This is a genomic window from Mycobacterium sp. TH-M11, assembly GCF_057473725.1.
This window is the reverse complement of record NZ_JBYCLD010000126.1, coordinates 1-18,942: the sequence shown is the minus strand read 5'-3', so window position 1 is coordinate 18,942 and position 18,942 is coordinate 1. Positions and strand designations below refer to the sequence as shown.

The window sequence follows — 18,942 nt, the reverse complement described above, 5'->3', positions numbered from 1 at the left end:
TCATGTTTGCCATCACCGGTCCGCGGTTGGGCGGTCGGGGAGAGCGTCCCGGACCGTCGGCCGCAGCGCGTCAGCGCCGCAACAAGGGCGCCGGCGGGTCGTTCACCAGCCGTATGGAAGAGCGTTTCCGCCGCCGCTTCGAGCAGTAGCGCTCCGAACGACAAGGGCAGCCAACCGGCTGTCCTTTTTTTGTGCGCGCTGGCCCCCGATTGGTGACCTGAGTCGCGCTAGCCCCCCACTACGCCCCACTGCCAGTAAAACATGAGTTCAGAGGATGTTTCTTACGGTTACATCGCTGCTGACTCCACTCTGCCGGGGTCACTGCAGTAGCCAAGAACCTGCGAAAACGACACCGACCGGTGACATTGGTGTCGTTAAATGGAGCCAAGTGGGGGATTGTGGGGTATCGTGGCGGAAGTCGAAAGGCATGGAGGTGGCCAGATGTTTCTCGGCACCTACACGCCAAAACTCGACGACAAAGGGCGACTCACATTGCCCGCCAAGTTCCGCGACGCGTTGGCAGGGGGGTTGATGGTCACCAAGAGTCAGGACCACAGCCTCGCCGTCTACCCGCGACAGGCGTTCGAAGAACTTGCGCGCAAAGCCAGTCAGACATCACGTAGCAACCCCGAAGCGCGAGCGTTTCTGCGTAACCTCGCCGCCGGGACCGACGAACAGCACCCGGACGCGCAAGGCCGGATCACGTTGTCGGCCGACCACCGTCGCTACGCAAGTCTGTCGAAGGACTGCGTCGTCATCGGATCCATTGACTACCTGGAGATCTGGGACGCCGCGGCCTGGCAGCAGTACCAACAGACTCACGAAGAGAACTTCTCCGCAGCCAGCGATGAAGCACTCGGCGACATTATCTGAGGCGCGTGCCCGTGCAACGTGGCCTCTGCCCGAACCGATCCTGACGTACTTCCCCGACGCCAGGATCGTGCCATCGGACAGGGACCTCGATGCCACGGACACGCGACCGCAAGCGCGGCGAAGCCGGGAGCAGCGAGTCGTCCGTATCGACAAGCGCCCTGCCGTCCAACACTTCTCACCTCGGGAAGGTGCACTCATGGCCGAAGCCACTGGTGGATTCGGCCATGTGTCGGTGATGCTCGACCGCTGCTTCGAATTGCTGCGTCCCGCATTGACCCGCCGCCACGCCGATGGATCCGGCGCGGTTCTTGTCGATGGAACTGTCGGCGCCGGCGGCCATGCCGAGCGCTTTCTCGCTGAGTTGCCCGGACTGCGGCTGATCGGTGTCGACCGCGACCCGACCGCTCTGGACATCGTCCGGGCGCGGCTCGCGCGGTTCGCCGACCGCCTCACCCTGGTGCAGACCCGGTATGACGAGATCGAGGCGGCGCTTAGCCAAGCAGGTTACGGGCCAACCGCATCCGTCGACGGGATGCTCTTCGACCTCGGCGTCTCGTCGATGCAACTCGACCGCGCCGAGCGGGGCTTCTCCTATGCCCAGGACGCACCGCTGGACATGCGGATGGATCCGACGTCGCCGCTGACCGCCGCAGAAATTCTCAACACGTACGACGAGGCCGCGCTGGCCGACATTCTGCGCCGCTTTGGCGAGGAGAAGCTGGCCCGCCGCATCGCAAAGCACATCGTCCGCCGGCGCGCCCGCTCGCCGTTCACCTCGACCGCCGAACTGGTTGAGGTTATCTACCAGGCGGTTCCGGCACCGGCCCGACGGACCGGGGGACATCCGGCCAAGCGGACATTCCAGGCCCTGCGCATCGCGGTCAACAGCGAGCTGGATGCGCTGCGCGACGCCATGCCCGCCGCGCTCGATGCCGTTGCCGTTGACGGCCGCATCGTGGTGATGTCCTACCAGTCACTGGAAGACCGCATCGTCAAGCGGGTGTTCGCCGCGGCGACAACGTCGAGTACACCGTCAGACCTGCCGGTCGAATTGCCCGGCCACGCTCCGCAATTCAGGTTGCTCACCCGCGGTGCGGAACGCGCCGACGACGCGGAGGTCGCGCAAAACCCGCGCAGCGCCGCAGTGCGATTACGTGCCATCCAACGGGTCCGATCGAAGCCTGATGCAGCAAGGAAGGGAGGCTCATGAAAGTCAAGCGCCCAGCGCAACCGACCCGCGCCGGTGAACGGCGTCCCCGCTCGGCGGCCGCCTCCCGAGTGGCCGACCCGGTGCCGCTGCGCCCTGGCCGTCCGCGTCGGGGAAAGCCGACCGCACCGGGTCGGGAACCGCGCACGTCGCGGTCGGCGCCGCAGACCTCGCCGGTCGCGCGGCCGGTCGAGCGACCGGCCCGCGCCAAGAGCGCCAGCCAGGCCAAGGCGCGGGCAAAGGCGCGGAAAGCCAAAGCGCCGAAAGTGATTCGGCCTCCGCTGCGTGAGCGTCTGCTCTCGCGGCTGGCCGCGATCGACCTGCGCCCGCGCACCCTGGCCGCGAAGGTCCCGTTCGTCGTGTTCGTCATCGGGTCGCTCGGCGCCGGCCTCGGTCTCACGTTGTGGCTGTCCACCGACGCCGCCGAGCGGTCCTATCAGCTCGGTAGTGCCCGCCAGCGCACCGAGTTGCTGCAAGAGGAAAAGGAGGCGCTGGAGCGCGATGTGCAGCAGGCGCAGTCCGCACCGGCGTTGGCTGAGGCGGCTCGCGGCCTTGGCATGATCCCGACCCGAGACACGGCACATCTTGTTCAAGACCCCGCCGGTAACTGGGTGGTGGTCGGGACGCCGAAGCCGGCCCAGGGGGTACCGCCGCCGCCGTTGAACAGCAAACTCCCCGAAGAGAAGCCAGCGGGCCCGCCACTTCCGCCGGCCAATTCGGTTGAAGTGCCCGCACTGGTGCTGCCCGGCGCCGGCATACCCGCGGTTCCGCCGGCTGCCGGCCCCGACGCGCTGGTCCGCACACCCGACGGTGCGACCACGCTCGGACCCCAACATTTGCCGTCGCCACAGCATCTGCCGTCGCCGGACGGCCCGCTTCCGATGCCCGGCGCGGGACCGGCACCGGTACCCGGACTACCTGTGTTTCCGGGCATTCCGACCATGCCGGGAGTGCCGCCCGCCCCCGGGTTGGCAGGTCCGGTGCTACCACCCGCGGTGTCGTCGCCGGCCGACTTGCCGGGTATGCCGCACCACCCCGGCCCCGCCGGGCCGCTGCTCGGCGAGCAGTTCGGCCCGCTGACGGTGACGCCGCCCGGGCCCGCGCGATGAATCGGCCGACTCAGTTGCGCAAGCCATTTCGGGGCAAGGCCGGCGCTCCCGACCGTTCGGCGAGCGCGCGTCGCACCCGCCAGGCGGTGGAGGTTGGAAGCCGCGGCGCGTCGTTCGTCTTCCGGCACCGGGCCGGCAACGGCGTCATCTTCCTCGCGCTGTTGATCGCGGGCGCCCAGCTGTTCTACCTTCAGGTGCCCAAGGCCGCGGGCCTGCGCGCCGAGGCCGCCGGGCAGCTCAAGGTCACCGACGTCGAAAAAGCGATCCGCGGTAGCATCGTCGACCGCAAGAACAGCCAGTTGGCGTTCACTATCGAGGCCCGCGCGCTGACCTTTCAGCCCAAGCGCATTCTGAAGCAGTTGACCGAGGCCAAGCAGAAGAACGGTGGTGCGCCTGACCCGCAGCGGCGGTTGAACGAGATAGCCAACGATGTGGCGGCGCGGCTGAACAACAAGCCGGACAAGGCCACCCTGTTGAAGAAGCTGCGCAGCGACGAGTCGTTCGTTTACCTGGCCCGCGCCGTCGACCCGGCGGTAGCCACCGCCATCACCCGGAAATTCCCGGAGGTCGGTGCCGAGCGTCAGGACCTGCGTCAGTATCCGGGCGGATCGCTGGCCGCAAACGTCGTCGGTGGAATCGGCTGGGACGGGCACGGTCTGCTCGGCCTGGAAGACTCCATGGACGCCGAGCTCGCCGGCACCGACGGCTCGGTCACCTACGACCGCGGCTCCGACGGTGTGGTCATCCCGGGTAGTTACCGCAACGCGCACCGCGCGGTCAACGGCTCGACGATCCAGCTGACCATCGACGACGATATCCAGTTCTATGTCCAGCAGCAGGTGCAGCAGGCCAAAAACGTGTCGGGCGCCCGCAACGTCTCGGCGGTCGTGATGGACGCCAAAACCGGCGAAGTGCTGGCCATGGCCAACGACAACACCTTCGACCCGGCCCAGGACATCGGGCGCCAGGGCGACAAGGAACTGGGCAACCCGGCGGTGTCCGCACCTTTCGAACCCGGTTCGGTGAACAAGATCATCACCGCCTCGTCGGTGATCGAGTACGGGCTGTCCAATCCCGATGAGGTGTTGCAGGTTCCGGGTTCGATCAACATGGGCGGGGTCACCATCCACGATGCCTGGGTGCACGGCGTCGCGCCCTATACGACCACCGGTGTGTTCGGCAAATCGTCGAACGTCGGGACGCTGATGCTCGCGCAGCGGGTGGGACCGCAGCGGTTCTACGACATGGTCGAGAAATTCGGTCTCGGTCAGCGCACCGGTGTCGGACTGCCCGGTGAAAGCGCCGGCCTGGTGCCGCCGATCGGGCAATGGTCCGGCAGCTCGTTTTCCAACTTGCCTATCGGACAGGGACTTTCCATGACCCTGCTGCAAATGACCGGCATGTATCAGGCGATCGCCAACGATGGGGTGCGGATGCCCCCGAGGATCGTCAAGTCCACCGTCAATGCCGACGGCTCGCGCACCGAAGAGTCGCGCCCCGAAGGGGTTCGGGTGGTGTCGCCGGAGACCGCGCGCACCGTGCGTAACATGCTGCGTGCGGTGGTGCAGCGCGACCCGCGGGGCGTTCAGCAGGGGACCGGGCCGGCGGCCGGGGTCGAGGGTTACCAAATCGCGGGTAAGACCGGCACCGCGCAGCAGATCAACCCGGCGTGCGGCTGCTATTACGACAACGTCTACTGGATCACCTTTGCCGGCATGGCCACCGTCGACGATCCCCGATATGTCATCGGCATCATGATGGACAACCCGGCGCGCAACGCCGACGGTACGCCGGGCCACTCGGCGGCCCCGCTGTTCCACGACATCGCGGGCTGGTTGCTGCAGCGCGGTGATGTGCCGCTGTCACCGGATCCTGGTCCGCCGTTGTTGTTGCAGGCCAGCTGATCTCAGTCGGACACGGTCGGCTGCGGCCTGCGGCCGGCATGGGCGCCGGTGGCCGCGACACCGGACTGCCGTCTGCGCGAAACCGACACGCCTACGCCGACCACGAGGCCCCCGGCGCCCGCTCGATAGGGTGACAAGGCTGATCTGCAGATGGAGGGTGATGACGTGCCCGCTGCGCTGCGTCCGACTTCCTGCCCGGGCGTTCCGCTGTCGACGCTGGCCGCCCAGGTGGGTGCGGTTCTCGCCGAGGGCAGGGCGGAACCGGACCTTCCCATCACCGGTGTGACGCTGCGCGCCCAGGACGTCCGGCCCGGTGACCTGTTCGCCGCCCTGCCCGGCGCGACGACACACGGCGCCAGTTTCTACCGCGAAGCGGTAGAAAGCGGAGCCGTCGCGGTGCTCACCGATGCGACTGGACTGGCGCAGCTGGGTAGCGAGGCCAGCACGTTGCCGGTCCTCGTTCACGCCCAGCCCCGCAGCGTGTTGGGCGAGGTCGCCGCCACCGTGTACGGCCATCCGTCCGAACATCTCGCGGTCGTCGGGGTCACCGGCACGTCGGGCAAGACCACGACCAGCTACCTTCTCGAAGCGGGCCTGCGGGCCGCCGGACGGTCCGTGGGTCTGATCGGCACCGTCGGTCTGCGCATCGACGGCGAGGACATTCCCAGCCTGCTGACCACGCCGGAGGCGCCCGCGCTGCAGGCCCTGCTCGCAGCGATGGCCGAGCGCGGAGTCGACACCGTGGTGATGGAGGTGTCCAGCCACGCGCTGACCCTGGGGCGTGTCGACGGCGTTCGGTTCGCGGTCGGCGGTTTTACCAACCTGTCCCGCGACCACCTCGATTTCCACGCGACGATGCAGGACTACTTCGAGGCCAAGGCGCGGTTGTTCGACCCGGCCTCGCCGCTGCGCGCCCGCCGCGCTGTGGTGTGCGTCGATGACGATGCCGGCCGCGCGATAGCCCGCCGCGCGGGGAAGGCGGTCACGGTCAGCGCCACGGGTCGCCCGGCCGATTGGCGGGCCGAGGCCCGCGCCGCGCGGGCCGACGTCCAGGAGTTCACCGCGGTCGACCCGGCCGGCGTCCACCACCGGATGGGCATCGCGTTGCCCGGCGACTACAACATCGCCAATTGCCTTGTCGCGCTGGCAGTCCTGGACGCCGTCGGGGTCTCCCCGGAGCAGGCGTCGGTGGGCCTGCGGCACACCCGGGTTCCCGGGCGACTCGAACCGATCGACCGCGGGCAGGACTTCCTCGCACTGGTGGATTACGCCCACAAGCCGGGCGCGCTGCACGAGGTGCTGCGAACGTTGCGGCGCCCGGACAGTCGACTGGCTGTGGTGTTCGGCGCCGGTGGTGACCGTGACCCCGGCAAGCGAGCCGAGATGGGACGCGTCGCCGCCGAATTGGCCGATCTCGTGGTTGTCACCGACGACAACCCCCGTAGCGAGGATCCGGTCGCCATCCGTCGCGAGATCCTCTCCGGCGCAGCCGAAGCCAGCACCGACGCGGAGGTGGTCGAGATCGGGGACCGGCGCGCGGCAATCGAACACGCCGTGGCTTGGGCGGTCGCCGGCGACGTGGTGGTGATCGCCGGCAAGGGCCACGAGACCGGGCAGACCCGCAGTGGGCAGACGCAGCCCTTCGACGACCGCGTCGAACTCGCCGCCGCCTTGGACGCCCGCCGATGATCGACCTCACCGTGGCGCAGATCGCCGACATCGTCGGTGGTGAACTCGCCGACATCTCCGCCGAGGACGCCGCCCGCCTGCACGTCACCGGAAGCGTCGAATTCGATTCTCGCAAGGTCACTTCCGGTGGGCTGTTCCTGGCGCTGCCGGGATCGCGGGTAGACGGACACGACCACGCCGCCGCCGCGGTGGCGGGCGGAGCCGTCGCGGTGCTGGCCGCGCGACCGGTCGGGGTCCCGGCGATCGTGGTCGGCCCGGCCGCGGACGCCGCGGAGACCGGCGCCGGCGTGCTCGAGCATGACCGCGACGGGTCCGGCGCAGCGGTGCTGGCCGCACTGGCCAAGCTCGCTGCTGCGGTGGCCGCCGAGTTGGTGGCCGGCGGGCTGACGATCGTCGGCATCACCGGATCGTCGGGCAAGACGTCGACCAAAGATCTTCTGGCGGCCGTGCTTTCACCGGTTGGCGAGGTGATCGCGCCACCCGGCTCGTTCAACAACGAACTCGGTCATCCCTGGACCGTGCTGCGCGCCACGCCCAGCACCGATTACCTGATCCTCGAGCTGTCGGCTCGTCACCCCGGCAACATCGCCGCATTGGCGGCGATCGCGCCGCCCTCGATCGGAGTGGTCCTCAATGTCGGCACCGCCCATCTGGGTGAGTTCGGCTCGCGTGAAGTCATCGCGCAGACCAAATCTGAGCTGCCGCAAGCTGTTCCGGCCTCTGGAGTGGTTGTGCTGAACGTCGACGATCCGGCCGTCGCGGCGATGGCTGAGGTGACCGCCGCCCGGGTGGTGCGGGTCGGCCGCAACGCCGGGGCCGACGTGTGGGCCGGGCCAGTCACCCTCGACGAGCTGGCCCGGCCGCAGTTCACCTTGCACGCAGGGATCACGTCCGTCGACATCAGCCTGGCCGTACATGGCGATCACCACGTCAGCAATGCGCTGTGCGCGGCCGCCGTAGCGCTGGAATGTGGCGCCACCACCGCGCAGATCGCCGAGGCGTTGGCCGGCGCCGGCCCCGTGTCGGGTCACCGGATGCGGGTCAGCACCCGCCCCGACGGGGTCACCGTCATCGATGACGCCTACAACGCCAACCCGGATTCGATGCGTGCCGGCTTGCAGGCACTGGCCTGGATCTCGGCCGGCGGCGGCGCGGATCGTCGTCGCAGTTGGGCAGTGCTGGGGGAGATGGCCGAGCTCGGTGCTGACGCGATATCCGAGCATGACCGCATCGGCAGGCTGGCGGTGCGATTAGATGTGACTCGACTCATTGTCGTGGGAACGGGGAGGTCTATGAGCGCCATGCACCACGGCGCGGTCATGGAAGGCGCCTGGGGCTCTGAGGGTGAACGAGGAGCCGTCCTCGTCGCCGACGCCGACGCCGCCCTGGCCCTGCTACGGGCCGAGCTGCGGCCCGGGGACGTGGTGCTGGTCAAGGCCTCCAACGCGGCCGGGCTCGGGGCGCTGGCCGATTCGCTGACGGCGGAGAGTCAGGGCGACGGCTGATGATCGACATCTTGCTCGCCGTCGCGATCTCGCTGACGGTCTCAATCCTGCTGACCCCGATGCTGATCGGGCTGTTCAATCGGCAGGGGTTCGGCCACGAGATCCGCGAGGACGGACCCCCGAGCCACAAGACCAAGCGCGGAACGCCGTCGATGGGCGGGGTCGCGATCCTGGCCGGGATCTGGGCGGGCTATCTGGGCACCCACCTGGCCGGTCTGGCCTTCAACGGCAACGGCCCCTCGGCCTCGGGTCTGCTGGTGCTGGTTCTGGCCACCACGCTGGGCGCGGTCGGATTTGTCGACGACCTGATCAAGATCCGTCGCTCCCGCAACTTGGGGCTGAACAAGACGGCCAAGACCCTCGGCCAGATCACCGCCGCGGTCCTGGTCGGCATCCTGGTGCTGCAGTTCCGCAATGAGGCCGGCCTGACGCCGGGCTCCTCAGACCTGTCGTACGTGCGTGAAATCGCCACCGTCACGCTGGCTCCGGCGCTGTTCGTGTTGTTCTGCGTGCTTGTCGTCAGTGCGTGGTCCAACGCGGTCAACTTCACCGACGGACTGGACGGGCTGGCGGCCGGCTCGATGGCGATGGTGACCGCCGCCTACGTGCTGATCACGTTCTGGCAGTACCGTAACGCGTGCGCAACCGCCCCCGGGCTGGGCTGCTACAACGTGCGCGACCCGCTCGACTTGGCGATCGTCGCGGCCGCCACCACCGGTGCCTGCATCGGGTTCCTGTGGTGGAACGCCGCACCGGCCAAGATCTTCATGGGCGATACCGGGTCGCTGGCGCTGGGCGGCATCATCGCCGGCATCTCGGTGACCAGCCGCACCGAGATCCTCGCGGTGGTGCTCGGCTCGCTGTTCGTCGCCGAGATCGTCTCGGTCGTGGTGCAGATACTGGCTTTCCGCACGACCGGGCGCCGGGTGTTCCGGATGGCGCCCTTCCATCACCACTTCGAGTTGGCGGGCTGGGCCGAAACCACGGTGATCATCCGGTTCTGGTTGCTCACCGCGATCAGCTGCGGCCTGGGTGTCGCGCTGTTCTACAGCGAGTGGCTGGCCTCCACCGGCGGCGGCTGAACATGACTGCAGCGCTCGAGCCGTTGTCGGCCGGCGCGCCGGTGCTGGTGGCGGGGGGTGGCGTGACCGGTCGTGCGGTGTTGACGGCGCTCGCCGGGCTGGGCGCGACGGCGACCTTGTGTGACGACTCGGCGACCACACGTGCGCAATTCGCCGAGGCCGGAACGCCGACTGTCGACTCCTCGACCGCAGCCGCGCATATCGCCGACTACGCGCTGGTGGTGGTCAGCCCGGGTTTCTCGCCGGCCGCCCCGGTTCCCGCGGCGGCCGCGGCAACCGGCGTCCCGGTCTGGGGTGACGTCGAGCTGGCCTGGCGGCTCGACCAGGCCGGCCACTATGGCCCGCCGCGCCGCTGGCTGACGGTCACCGGCACCAACGGCAAGACCACCACCACGTCGATGCTGCACGCGATGCTCGTCGCCGCCGGGCTCAACAGCCGGCTGTGCGGCAACATCGGCAACCCCGTGCTCAGTGCCTTGTCCGGTGGGCCGCACGGCCCTGCCGACGTGCTGGCCGTCGAGCTGTCCAGCTTCCAACTGCACTGGGCGCCGTCGATCCGGCCCGAGGCCGGGGCAGTGCTCAACATCGCCGAAGACCACCTCGACTGGCACGGCTCCCTCGCCGACTACGCCGCTGCCAAGGCGGGCGTGCTGCGTGGCAGGGTGGCGGTGGTCGGGCTCGACGATCCGCGGGCGGCGGCACTGCTGGCGGCGGCGCCGGCACCGGTGCGAGTCGGCTTCCGGCTCGGCGAACCCGCCGCCGGCGAACTCGGTGTGCGCGACGGCCTGTTGGTCGACCACGCCTTCGCCGATGGCTCCGGCGGCCTGGTCCTGGCTCCGGCGTCGGCCATTGCGGTGCCGGGCCCGGTCGGGGTGCTCGACGCGCTGGCCGCCGCCGCGCTGGCCCGCAGCATCGGGGTGCCCGCCGAGGCGATCGTCGCGGCGCTGTCGTCGTTTAGGGTCGGCCCGCACCGTGCCGAGCTCGTCGCGGTCATCGACGAAATCAGCTACGTCGACGACTCCAAGGCCACCAACCCGCATGCCGCCGAGGCGTCGCTGCTGGCCTACCCCGGAGTGGTGTGGATCGCCGGCGGCCTGCTCAAGGGCGCATCGGTGCACGAGACCGTGGCAAAGGTTGCGTCGCGGCTGGTCGGGGCGGTGCTGATCGGCCGTGACCGGGCGGTGGTTGCCGAGGCGTTATCGCGACACGCGCCGGATGTGCCCGTCGTACAGGTCGTGGCACGCGAGGATGTTGATATGCATGCGACTGCTGAGTCTCCTGTTACAGATGTGACATATGTCGTTCCAGTGTCGGACGAGACGGTCGGTACTCGCGTCATGAAAGCCGCCGTCGCGGCCGCCCGAGACCTCGCCCGTCCCGGCGACACCGTCCTACTGGCACCGGCCGGCGCGTCATTTGACCAGTTCACCGGCTATGCGGACCGCGGCGACGCGTTTGCAGCCGCCGCCCGCGCCGCGCGTCGGTAGCCACGGGTGACGAACGCGTTGACCCGGCTACTGCGCCGGGGAACCAAGGATGGCCGGACGGCGTCGGATCAGACGGCCGACGACGACGCGCCGAAGACCAAGGTGACCAAGGTCACCAAGGCTGCTACTGCGGCGACCGGCGACCCGCGGACGCGGTTCGGGGCCTGGCTCGACCGGCCCATGACGTCGTTTCACCTGATCATCGCGGTCGCGGCCCTGCTCACCACGCTGGGCCTGATCATGGTGCTGTCGGCGTCCGGGGTGCGGTCCTACGACGACGACGGATCGGCCTGGACGATCTTCGGCCGTCAGGTGCTCTGGACGATCGTCGGGCTGTTCGCATGTTATCTGGCCCTACGGTTGCCTGTCCGGTTCATGCGACGGATGGCGTTCACCGGCTTTGCCACAACCGTCGTCATGCTCGTGCTCGTGCTGATACCGGGAATTGGTAAGGAAGCCAACGGTTCCCGCGGTTGGTTCGTGGTCGCCGGGTTCTCCATGCAGCCCTCCGAGCTGACCAAGATCGCCTTCGCGATCTGGGGCGCGCACCTGCTGGCGGCGCGGCGTATGGAGCGGGCCTCGCTGCGCGAGATGCTGATTCCGCTGGTGCCCGCTGCAGTTATCGCATTGGCCCTCATCCTCGCCCAGCCCGACCTCGGCCAGACGGTGTCGATGAGCATCATCCTGCTCGGTCTGTTGTGGTACGCCGGTCTGCCGCTGCGGGTGTTCCTCAGCTCGCTGTTCGCCGCCGTCGCATCGGGTGCGATCCTCGCGATGTCGGCGGGCTACCGCTCCGACCGGGTCCGGTCCTGGCTGGACCCCGGTCAAGACCCCCAGGACTCGGGCTACCAGGCCAGGCAGGCCAGGTACGCGCTGGCCAACGGCGGTGTTTTCGGCGACGGTCTAGGTCAGGGCACCGCCAAGTGGAACTACCTGCCCAATGCCCATAACGACTTCATCTTCGCGATCATCGGCGAGGAACTCGGGCTGGTCGGCGCGCTCGGCCTGCTCGGCCTGTTCGGGCTGTTCGCCTACACCGGAATGCGGATCGCGCGCCGCTCCGCAGACCCGTTCCTGCGGCTGCTGACCGCAACCACCACCCTGTGGGTGCTCGGTCAGTCGTTCATCAACGTGGGCTACGTCATCGGACTGCTGCCGGTCACCGGTATCCAGTTGCCGTTGATCTCGGCTGGTGGGACATCAACGGCGACAACACTTTTGATGATCGGCATGATGGCAAACGCGGCACGTCATGAGCCCGAAGCGGTTGCCGCGCTGCGCGCCGGCAGCGACGACCGGATGACCCGGATCCTGCGGCTACCATTGCCGGCGCCCTATTCGCCGACCCGGGTCGAGGCATTGCGCGACCGGTTGCGCAGTAAACCTCAGCCGGCCAAGCCGTCCCGCAAGCCGCCACCGGCCCGTGCCGTCCGCAAGGCCAGGCCGCCCGCTGCGGACAGGCGCGGGGCGAGGGCAGGGCATCATGTAGGCGGACAGCGGCACACCGGCCAGCGTCATGCGCAGGGCCGTCGGACATTGGAAGGTCAGCGCCACGGGTGAACGACTCGGTCACGGGGCCATCGGCCACAGGGCCAGCCGGGCCCTCGTCGTTGTCGGTTGTGCTCGCGGGCGGCGGTACAGCCGGCCACGTCGAGCCCGCAATGGCCGTCGCTGACGCCCTGGTCAGCCTGGACCCGGACGTCCGCATCACTGCGCTGGGCACCGCGCGCGGGTTGGAGACCAGGCTGGTGCCCGAGCGTGGCTATCAGCTGGAGCTGATCACCCCGGTGCCGCTACCCCGCAAGCCCACCGGTGATCTGGCCCGGCTGCCGGCGCGGGTGTTGCGTGCGGTCCGGCAGGCCCGAGCCGTGCTGGACAAGGTCGACGCCGACGTGGTGGTCGGGTTCGGCGGCTACGTGTCGTTGCCGGCCTACCTGGCGGCCCGGCGTGGCCGACGGGTGCCGGTGGTGATCCATGAGGCCAACGCCAGCGCCGGGCTGGCCAACCGGGTCGGCGCCCGCAGCGCGCAGCGGGTGCTCTCGGCGGTGCCTGATCCAGGTCTTCGGAACGCCGAGGTGGTCGGCGTCCCGGTTCGCGAGACGATCACCTCGCTGGACCGCGCCGCGCTGCGGCCGTCGGCGCGTGCGTATTTCGGCTTCGACGACGACGCCCGGGTGCTGCTGGTTTTCGGCGGCTCGCAGGGCGCCGGCTCGATTAACCGTGCGGTCGCCGGGGCGGCCGGTGACCTGGCGGCGGCTGGGGTGGCGGTGCTGCACGCCCACGGCGCCAAGAACACCCTCGATCTGCGCGAGCCGCAGCCCGGGGACCCGCCGTACGTTGCGGTGCCGTACCTGAGCCGGATGGACTTCGCCTACGCCGCCGCCGACGTGGCGATCTGTCGGTCTGGCGCGATGACGGTCGCCGAGGTGACCGCCGTCGGTTTGCCGGCGATCTATGTCCCGCTGCCGATCGGCAACGGCGAGCAGCGCCTCAACGCGCTACCGGTGGTCAATGCCGGCGGCGGCATGCTGATCGCCGATGCCGATCTGACGCCGCAATTCGTTGCCGAACAGGTGACCGTGCTGCTCGCCGACGAGTCGCGGTTGGCGGCGATGACGACGGCCGCGGCGTTGGTCGGGCATCCGGACGCGGCGCGACAGGTGGCCCGCGTCGTGCTGGACATCGCGCGCGCAGCGCGGGATGGGAAGCGCGCGAAAGCCAGCCGCGTCGTGCTGGACATCGCGCGCGCAGCGCGGGATGCGCGGACGTGGAGAGTGCGCCGATGAACCTGCCGCTGCCGCCGGAGTTGCAGCGCGTGCACATGGTCGGCATCGGGGGAGCGGGCATGTCGGGAATCGCCCGCATCCTGCTCGACCGCGGAGGACAGGTCTCGGGGTCGGATGCCAAGGAGTCGCGGGGCGTACGTGCGCTGCAGGCGCGCGGCGCACAGATCCGGATCGGCCACGACGCGTCCTCGCTGGATTTGCTACCGGGTGGGCCGACCGCGGTGATCACCACCCACGCCGCGATCCCCAAGACCAACCCCGAGCTCGTCGAGGCCCGCCGTCGCGGTATTCCGGTGGTGCTGCGACCGGCCGTGCTGGCCAAGCTGATGTCCGGGCGCACCACGCTGATGGTGACCGGGACCCATGGCAAGACGACCACCACGTCGATGTTGATTGTGGCGCTTCAGCATTGCGGCCGGGACCCGTCCTTCGCTGTCGGCGGCGAGTTGGGTGAGGCGGGCACCAACGCCCATCACGGCAGCGGCGACTGCTTTGTCGCCGAGGCCGACGAGAGCGACGGATCGCTGCTCGAATACACCCCGAATGTCGCGGTGGTCACCAATATCGAGGCCGATCACCTGGATTTCTTCGGTAGTCCCGAAGCCTATGTCGAGGTGTTCGACTCCTTCGCGGAGCGCATCGCGCCGGGCGGGGTGCTGGTCGTGTGCGTCGACGACCCGGGGGCGGCTGCGCTGGCAGAACGCGTTGCGGCGCTTGGGATTAGAGTGCTGCGCTACGGCTCGTCCGGCGACGGATTGGCCGGGACGTTGTTGTCCTGGGAACAGCAGGGCACCGAGGCTGTCGCGCACGTCCAGCTCGAGGCCGACACCCATCCGAGGGTGATGCGACTGTCGGTGCCGGGCCGGCATATGGCGCTCAACGCGCTGGGCGCACTGCTGGCCGCCGTCGAAATCGGCGCGTCGGCCGAATGCGTGCTGGACGGGCTGGCGGGTTTCGAGGGCGTGCGCCGCAGGTTCGACTTGATCGGGACGGCCTCTGCGGTAAGGGTTTTCGATGACTACGCGCACCACCCGACGGAGGTCCGCGCCACGCTGGGCGCGGTACGGACGCTTTTGGAGCAGGCCGGTACCGGTCGCTCGCTGGTGGTGTTCCAGCCGCACTTGTATTCACGGACAAAGGCTTTCGCCGCTGAATTCGGGGCCGCGCTCGACGATGCCGACCGCGTGTTCGTGCTCGACGTCTACGGCGCCCGCGAACAACCCATCGCGGGGGTGAGCGGGGCGACCGTCGCCGAGTACGTCGGCGTCCCGGTGCAGTACCTGCCCGACATGTCCGCAGTCGCCGAGGCGGTGGCCGCCGTCGCCGGCCCCGGCGACGTCGTGGTCACCATGGGAGCGGGTGACGTCACGATGCTCGCGCCGGAAATCATCACCGCGCTGCGGATGCGGGCCAACCGCAGCAGGCCGGAGGCATCGCGGTGACCGAGTCCGGTGGTGCGATTCCCGACGGGCCGGTCGACGAAGTCACCGCAGCCGAGCGCGTCGACAACGCCGGTGCCGCTGCAGAACCGGCGAAGCCTGACGAAACGGTCGAGGGTCCGCGACGGCGGGAGCGCCGTGAGCGCGCCGAACGACGAGAGGCGCAAGCCCGTGCCATGGCCATCGAACAGGCCCGTCGCGAGGCCAAACGTGCGGCGCGTGGCCGCGGTCCGGCGGGCCCCAAACCCGTTGCGCGCGGCACCGTTCGGGGGCTGCGGCTGTTTTTGGCGTCGCTGCTGCTCGGCATCGCGATCACCGGGATGGGTCTGATCCTCTACTTCACCCCCTTGATGTCGGCCCGCGGCATCGTCGTCGACGGCCTCGGAGCCGTCACCCGCGAGGAGGTGCTCGACGCGGCGCACGTCAAGCTGGGAACGCCGCTGCTGCAGATCAACACCGACAGTGTTGCCGACCGGGTCGCCGCGATTCGCCGGGTGGCCAGCGCGCACGTGCAACGCGACTACCCGTCGGCGCTGATGATCGCCATCGTCGAGCGGGTCCCGTTGGTGGTCAAAGACCTACCCGACGGTCCGCACCTGTTCGACCGGGACGGCGTCGACTTCGCGACCGCGCCGCCGCCACCTGCGCTGCCCTACCTCGACGTCGACAATCCCGGACCAGCCGACCCGCCGACCAAGGCCGCGCTCGCGGTGCTGACAGCGTTACGGCCCGAAGTGGTCGCGCAGGTGAGCAGGATCGCGGCGCCCTCGGTCGCGTCGATCACGCTGACTCTGACCGACGGGCGCACGGTGATCTGGGGGACGAATGACCGGACCGAGGAAAAGGCGCAGAAGTTGGCGGCCCTGCTGACTCGCCCCGGGCGCACCTACGACGTATCCAGCCCGGATCTGCCGACCATCAAATGAATGCCCGGTACCCCGGGTTGGCGGGCGCGGCACGAAATCGGCTGAAATTCGCCCGCCGCTCTTCGGCGCGCCTGCATCGATCCCGCACCCGTCGGCAATACCGTTCTGTTTGCGCGAATCAACCTGACATAACTCTAACCCTTTACTAGAGGTTGAGGTTGTCACCGGTTCGCTTCAAGCAGTCCCACCAGGGAGGAAGACAACATGATGACCCCGCCGCACAACTACCTGGCCGTCATCAAAGTCGTGGGGATAGGCGGCGGCGGTGTGAACGCCGTCAACCGCATGATCGAGCAGGGGCTCAAGGGGGTGGAGTTCATCGCCATCAACACCGATGCCCAGGCGCTGTTGATGAGCGATGCCGACGTCAAGCTCGACGTCGGTCGTGACTCCACCCGAGGGCTGGGCGCCGGCGCCGACCCCGAGGTCGGTAAGAAGGCCGCCGAAGATGCCAAGGACGAGATCGAGGAACTGCTGCGCGGGGCCGACATGGTCTTCGTCACCGCGGGTGAGGGTGGTGGAACGGGTACTGGCGGCGCGCCGGTGGTCGCCAGCATCGCCCGCAAGCTGGGCGCGCTGACCGTCGGTGTGGTCACCCGGCCGTTCTCCTTCGAGGGCAAGCGGCGCAGCAACCAGGCCGAAAACGGCATCGCCTCATTGCGCGAAAGCTGCGACACGCTGATCGTGATCCCCAACGACCGTCTGCTGCAGATGGGCGATGCCGCGGTGTCGCTGATGGACGCCTTCCGCAGCGCCGACGAGGTGCTGCTCAACGGCGTGCAGGGCATCACCGACCTGATCACTACTCCCGGTCTGATCAACGTCGACTTCGCCGACGTCAAGGGAGTCATGAGCGGCGCGGGTACGGCGCTGATGGGGATCGGATCGGCGCGCGGTGACGGGCGCGCGCTGAAAGCGGCCGAGATCGCGATCAACTCACCGCTGCTCGAGGCTTCGATGGAAGGCGCCCAGGGCGTGTTGCTGTCGGTGGCCGGCGGCAGTGACCTGGGTTTGTTCGAGATCAACGAGGCGGCATCGCTGGTCCAGGACGCCGCCCATCAGGACGCGAACATCATCTTCGGCACGGTCATCGACGACTCGCTGGGCGACGAGGTCCGGGTGACGGTCATCGCCGCCGGCTTCGACGCGGCCGGTCCCGGTCGTAAGCCGGTCGTCAGCAATGCCGGCGCCGGCGCGGCGTCGGGAATCGTTGCCTCCGGCAAACACGGCAAGGTGAGCTCCAGCTTGTTCGAGCCCGCCGACGCGCTCAGCGTGTCGGTGCCGACCAACGGCGCAACGTTCGACATCGGCGGCGAGGACGACGATGTCGACGTGCCGCCGTTCATGCGGCGCTAACCGCGCGACGATGGCCGCTGTGCTCGCGCCGGATACTGGACGGGTGAGTGTTCGCATCCGGCGGGTCAGCACGACCCGGGCGGGCGGTGTCTCGTCGCCGCCCTTCGACAGCTTCAACCTCGGCGACCACGTGGGCGACGATCCGGTCGCCGTCGCTGCCAACCGCAAACGGCTCGGCACTGCTATCGGCCTGGGTGCTGATCGGGTGGTGTGGATGCACCAGGTACATGGTGACCGTGTCGAAGTCGTCGACGGTCCGCGCGACACGCCGTTCGACCAGACCGACGGATTAGTCACGCGCGCATCGAGATTGGCCTTGGCGGTGGTGACCGCCGACTGCGTTCCGGTGCTGTTGGCCGACGCGCGGGCCGGGGTGGTCGGGGCCGTGCACGCCGGCCGGGTTGGTGCACGGGACGGGGTGGTCGCCCGAGCGGTCGAGGCCATGCTTGGCCTGGGTGCACGGGCGGCGGACATCTCGGCGCTGCTGGGCCCGGCGGTCAGCGGCCGCAACTACGAGGTACCGGCGGCGATGGCCGACGAGGTCGAGGCCGCCCTGCCTGGCAGTCGCACCACCACCGCCGCGGGCACCCCTGGGCTGGACTTACGTGCCGGAATAGCGCGCCAGCTCAAGGCTTTGGGCGTTAGTGCCATCGATGTCGACCCGCGGTGCACCTTCGATGACACCAGTCTGTTCAGCCATCGCCGCGGTAACCCGACCGGGCGACTGGCCTCGGTGGTGTGGATAGCATGAGTGCGACGGTAAACCGTTCCGCCCGGACGGCGCGAGAAACGGAATTGGCCGATTCATTGTCGGCGTTAGGTTCACGGCTTGCTGCGGCGGCCGAAGCGGCCGACCGCAAACTCGACGACATTCAACTCGTGCCTATTACCAAATTCTTTCCCGCAACCGATGTGGCGATTTTGTCGCGACTGGGATGCGGCGACTTTGGCGAGTCCCGCGACCAAGAAGCGGCGGCCAAGATCGCCGAAGTGGATCGGTTGCTGGGCGGCACGGGGGAGGGAACCCGCTCCGTGGCCGACCGGCGTTGGCACATGGTCGGCAAGGTTCAATCCAACAAGGCCCGCTCGCTGGCCCACTGGGCGCACACCGTCCACTCGGTGAGCAGCACCCGGGTGGTGGCCGCGCTCGACCGTGCCGTCGATGGCGCGATCGAGGAGGGGCACCGGACGGGGCCGCTACAGATTTACGTCCAGATCAGCCTCGACGGCGACGTGTCGCGCGGTGGCGTCGACGTCTCGGACACGAAAGCGGTCGACGAGATCTGCGCGCAGGTCGCCGCCGCCGGATCCCTCGAACTGGTTGGGCTGATGGGCATCCCGCCGCTGGACTGGGAGCCGGATCGGGCATTTGCGCGCCTGCAGTCAGAGCACCAGCGGGTGCGCCGCGCGCACCCCGACGCCGTCGGTTTGTCCGCCGGGATGTCCAACGACCTTGAAACGGCGGTCAAACATGGTTCGACGTGTGTGCGTGTCGGTACCGCACTGTTGGGTCAACGACCGCTAGCGTCACCGTCAATAGTCACTCCAGTCACATCTTCATCACAGAAACCCCAATCCC

General features: G+C 68.8%; 15 protein-coding genes and 1 pseudogene. All 16 read left to right on the top strand.

Annotated elements, in window-relative coordinates; genetic code table 11:
• Positions 1-149 (top strand): annotated as a pseudogene (locus tag AC2VOG_RS05600) (DUF3040 domain-containing protein); the annotation flags it as partial.
• Positions 150-441: 292 nt separating this feature from the next.
• Positions 442-873, top strand: a complete 432-nt coding sequence (gene mraZ / locus AC2VOG_RS05595) for a division/cell wall cluster transcriptional repressor MraZ (RefSeq protein WP_486938927.1) — start codon at positions 442-444, stop codon at positions 871-873.
• On the top strand, positions 848-2,083 hold the full coding sequence (gene rsmH, locus AC2VOG_RS05590) for a 16S rRNA (cytosine(1402)-N(4))-methyltransferase RsmH (RefSeq protein WP_486938926.1): 1,236 nt from the start codon (positions 848-850) through the stop codon (positions 2,081-2,083). The genes mraZ and rsmH overlap by 26 nt, the downstream gene beginning before the upstream one ends.
• Complete coding sequence (ftsL, locus tag AC2VOG_RS05585; RefSeq protein ID WP_486938925.1) at positions 2,080-3,189, top strand: cell division protein FtsL; 1,110 nt, start codon at positions 2,080-2,082, stop codon at positions 3,187-3,189. The genes rsmH and ftsL overlap by 4 nt, the downstream gene beginning before the upstream one ends.
• A complete protein-coding gene (locus tag AC2VOG_RS05580) occupies positions 3,186-5,093 on the top strand; it encodes a peptidoglycan D,D-transpeptidase FtsI family protein (RefSeq protein WP_486938924.1) in 1,908 nt (635 codons plus the stop codon). The genes ftsL and AC2VOG_RS05580 overlap by 4 nt, the downstream gene beginning before the upstream one ends.
• A 150-nt stretch (positions 5,094-5,243) precedes the next feature.
• Positions 5,244-6,782, top strand: a complete 1,539-nt coding sequence (locus tag AC2VOG_RS05575; RefSeq protein ID WP_486938923.1) for a UDP-N-acetylmuramoyl-L-alanyl-D-glutamate--2,6-diaminopimelate ligase — start codon at positions 5,244-5,246, stop codon at positions 6,780-6,782.
• On the top strand, positions 6,779-8,287 hold the full coding sequence (locus AC2VOG_RS05570) for a UDP-N-acetylmuramoyl-tripeptide--D-alanyl-D-alanine ligase (protein WP_486938922.1): 1,509 nt from the start codon (positions 6,779-6,781) through the stop codon (positions 8,285-8,287). The genes AC2VOG_RS05575 and AC2VOG_RS05570 overlap by 4 nt, the downstream gene beginning before the upstream one ends.
• Positions 8,287-9,369 (top strand): phospho-N-acetylmuramoyl-pentapeptide-transferase, encoded by a 1,083-nt coding sequence (mraY, locus tag AC2VOG_RS05565; RefSeq protein WP_486938921.1) that lies wholly within the window; start codon positions 8,287-8,289, stop codon positions 9,367-9,369. Before AC2VOG_RS05570 ends, mraY begins: the two co-directional genes overlap by 1 nt.
• 2 nt (positions 9,370-9,371) lie before the next feature.
• Complete coding sequence (murD, locus tag AC2VOG_RS05560) at positions 9,372-10,856, top strand: UDP-N-acetylmuramoyl-L-alanine--D-glutamate ligase (RefSeq protein WP_486938920.1); 1,485 nt, start codon at positions 9,372-9,374, stop codon at positions 10,854-10,856.
• A 6-nt stretch (positions 10,857-10,862) separates the two neighbouring features.
• Positions 10,863-12,416 carry a putative lipid II flippase FtsW gene (gene ftsW / locus AC2VOG_RS05555; RefSeq protein WP_486938919.1) on the top strand — a complete coding sequence of 518 codons (1,554 nt, stop codon included), beginning with the start codon at positions 10,863-10,865 and terminating at the stop codon, positions 12,414-12,416.
• Entirely contained in the window at positions 12,392-13,642 is a 1,251-nt protein-coding gene (murG, locus tag AC2VOG_RS05550) for an undecaprenyldiphospho-muramoylpentapeptide beta-N-acetylglucosaminyltransferase (RefSeq protein WP_486938929.1), read from the top strand. Before ftsW ends, murG begins: the two co-directional genes overlap by 25 nt.
• Positions 13,639-15,084 carry a UDP-N-acetylmuramate--L-alanine ligase gene (murC, locus tag AC2VOG_RS05545; protein ID WP_486938918.1) on the top strand — a complete coding sequence of 482 codons (1,446 nt, stop codon included), beginning with the start codon at positions 13,639-13,641 and terminating at the stop codon, positions 15,082-15,084. Before murG ends, murC begins: the two co-directional genes overlap by 4 nt.
• Positions 15,081-16,007 carry a cell division protein FtsQ/DivIB gene (locus AC2VOG_RS05540; protein ID WP_486938917.1) on the top strand — a complete coding sequence of 309 codons (927 nt, stop codon included), beginning with the start codon at positions 15,081-15,083 and terminating at the stop codon, positions 16,005-16,007. The genes murC and AC2VOG_RS05540 overlap by 4 nt, the downstream gene beginning before the upstream one ends.
• A gap of 207 nt (positions 16,008-16,214) precedes the next feature.
• On the top strand, positions 16,215-17,363 hold the full coding sequence (gene ftsZ / locus AC2VOG_RS05535; RefSeq protein ID WP_486938928.1) for a cell division protein FtsZ: 1,149 nt from the start codon (positions 16,215-16,217) through the stop codon (positions 17,361-17,363).
• 43 nt (positions 17,364-17,406) lie between these two features.
• Positions 17,407-18,114: a peptidoglycan editing factor PgeF gene (pgeF, locus tag AC2VOG_RS05530; RefSeq protein ID WP_486938916.1), complete on the top strand. Its 708-nt coding sequence runs from the start codon at positions 17,407-17,409 to the stop codon at positions 18,112-18,114.
• On the top strand, positions 18,111-18,942 hold an 832-nt coding region (locus AC2VOG_RS05525; protein ID WP_486938915.1), incomplete at its 3' end, for a YggS family pyridoxal phosphate enzyme. The genes pgeF and AC2VOG_RS05525, both read left to right, overlap by 4 nt.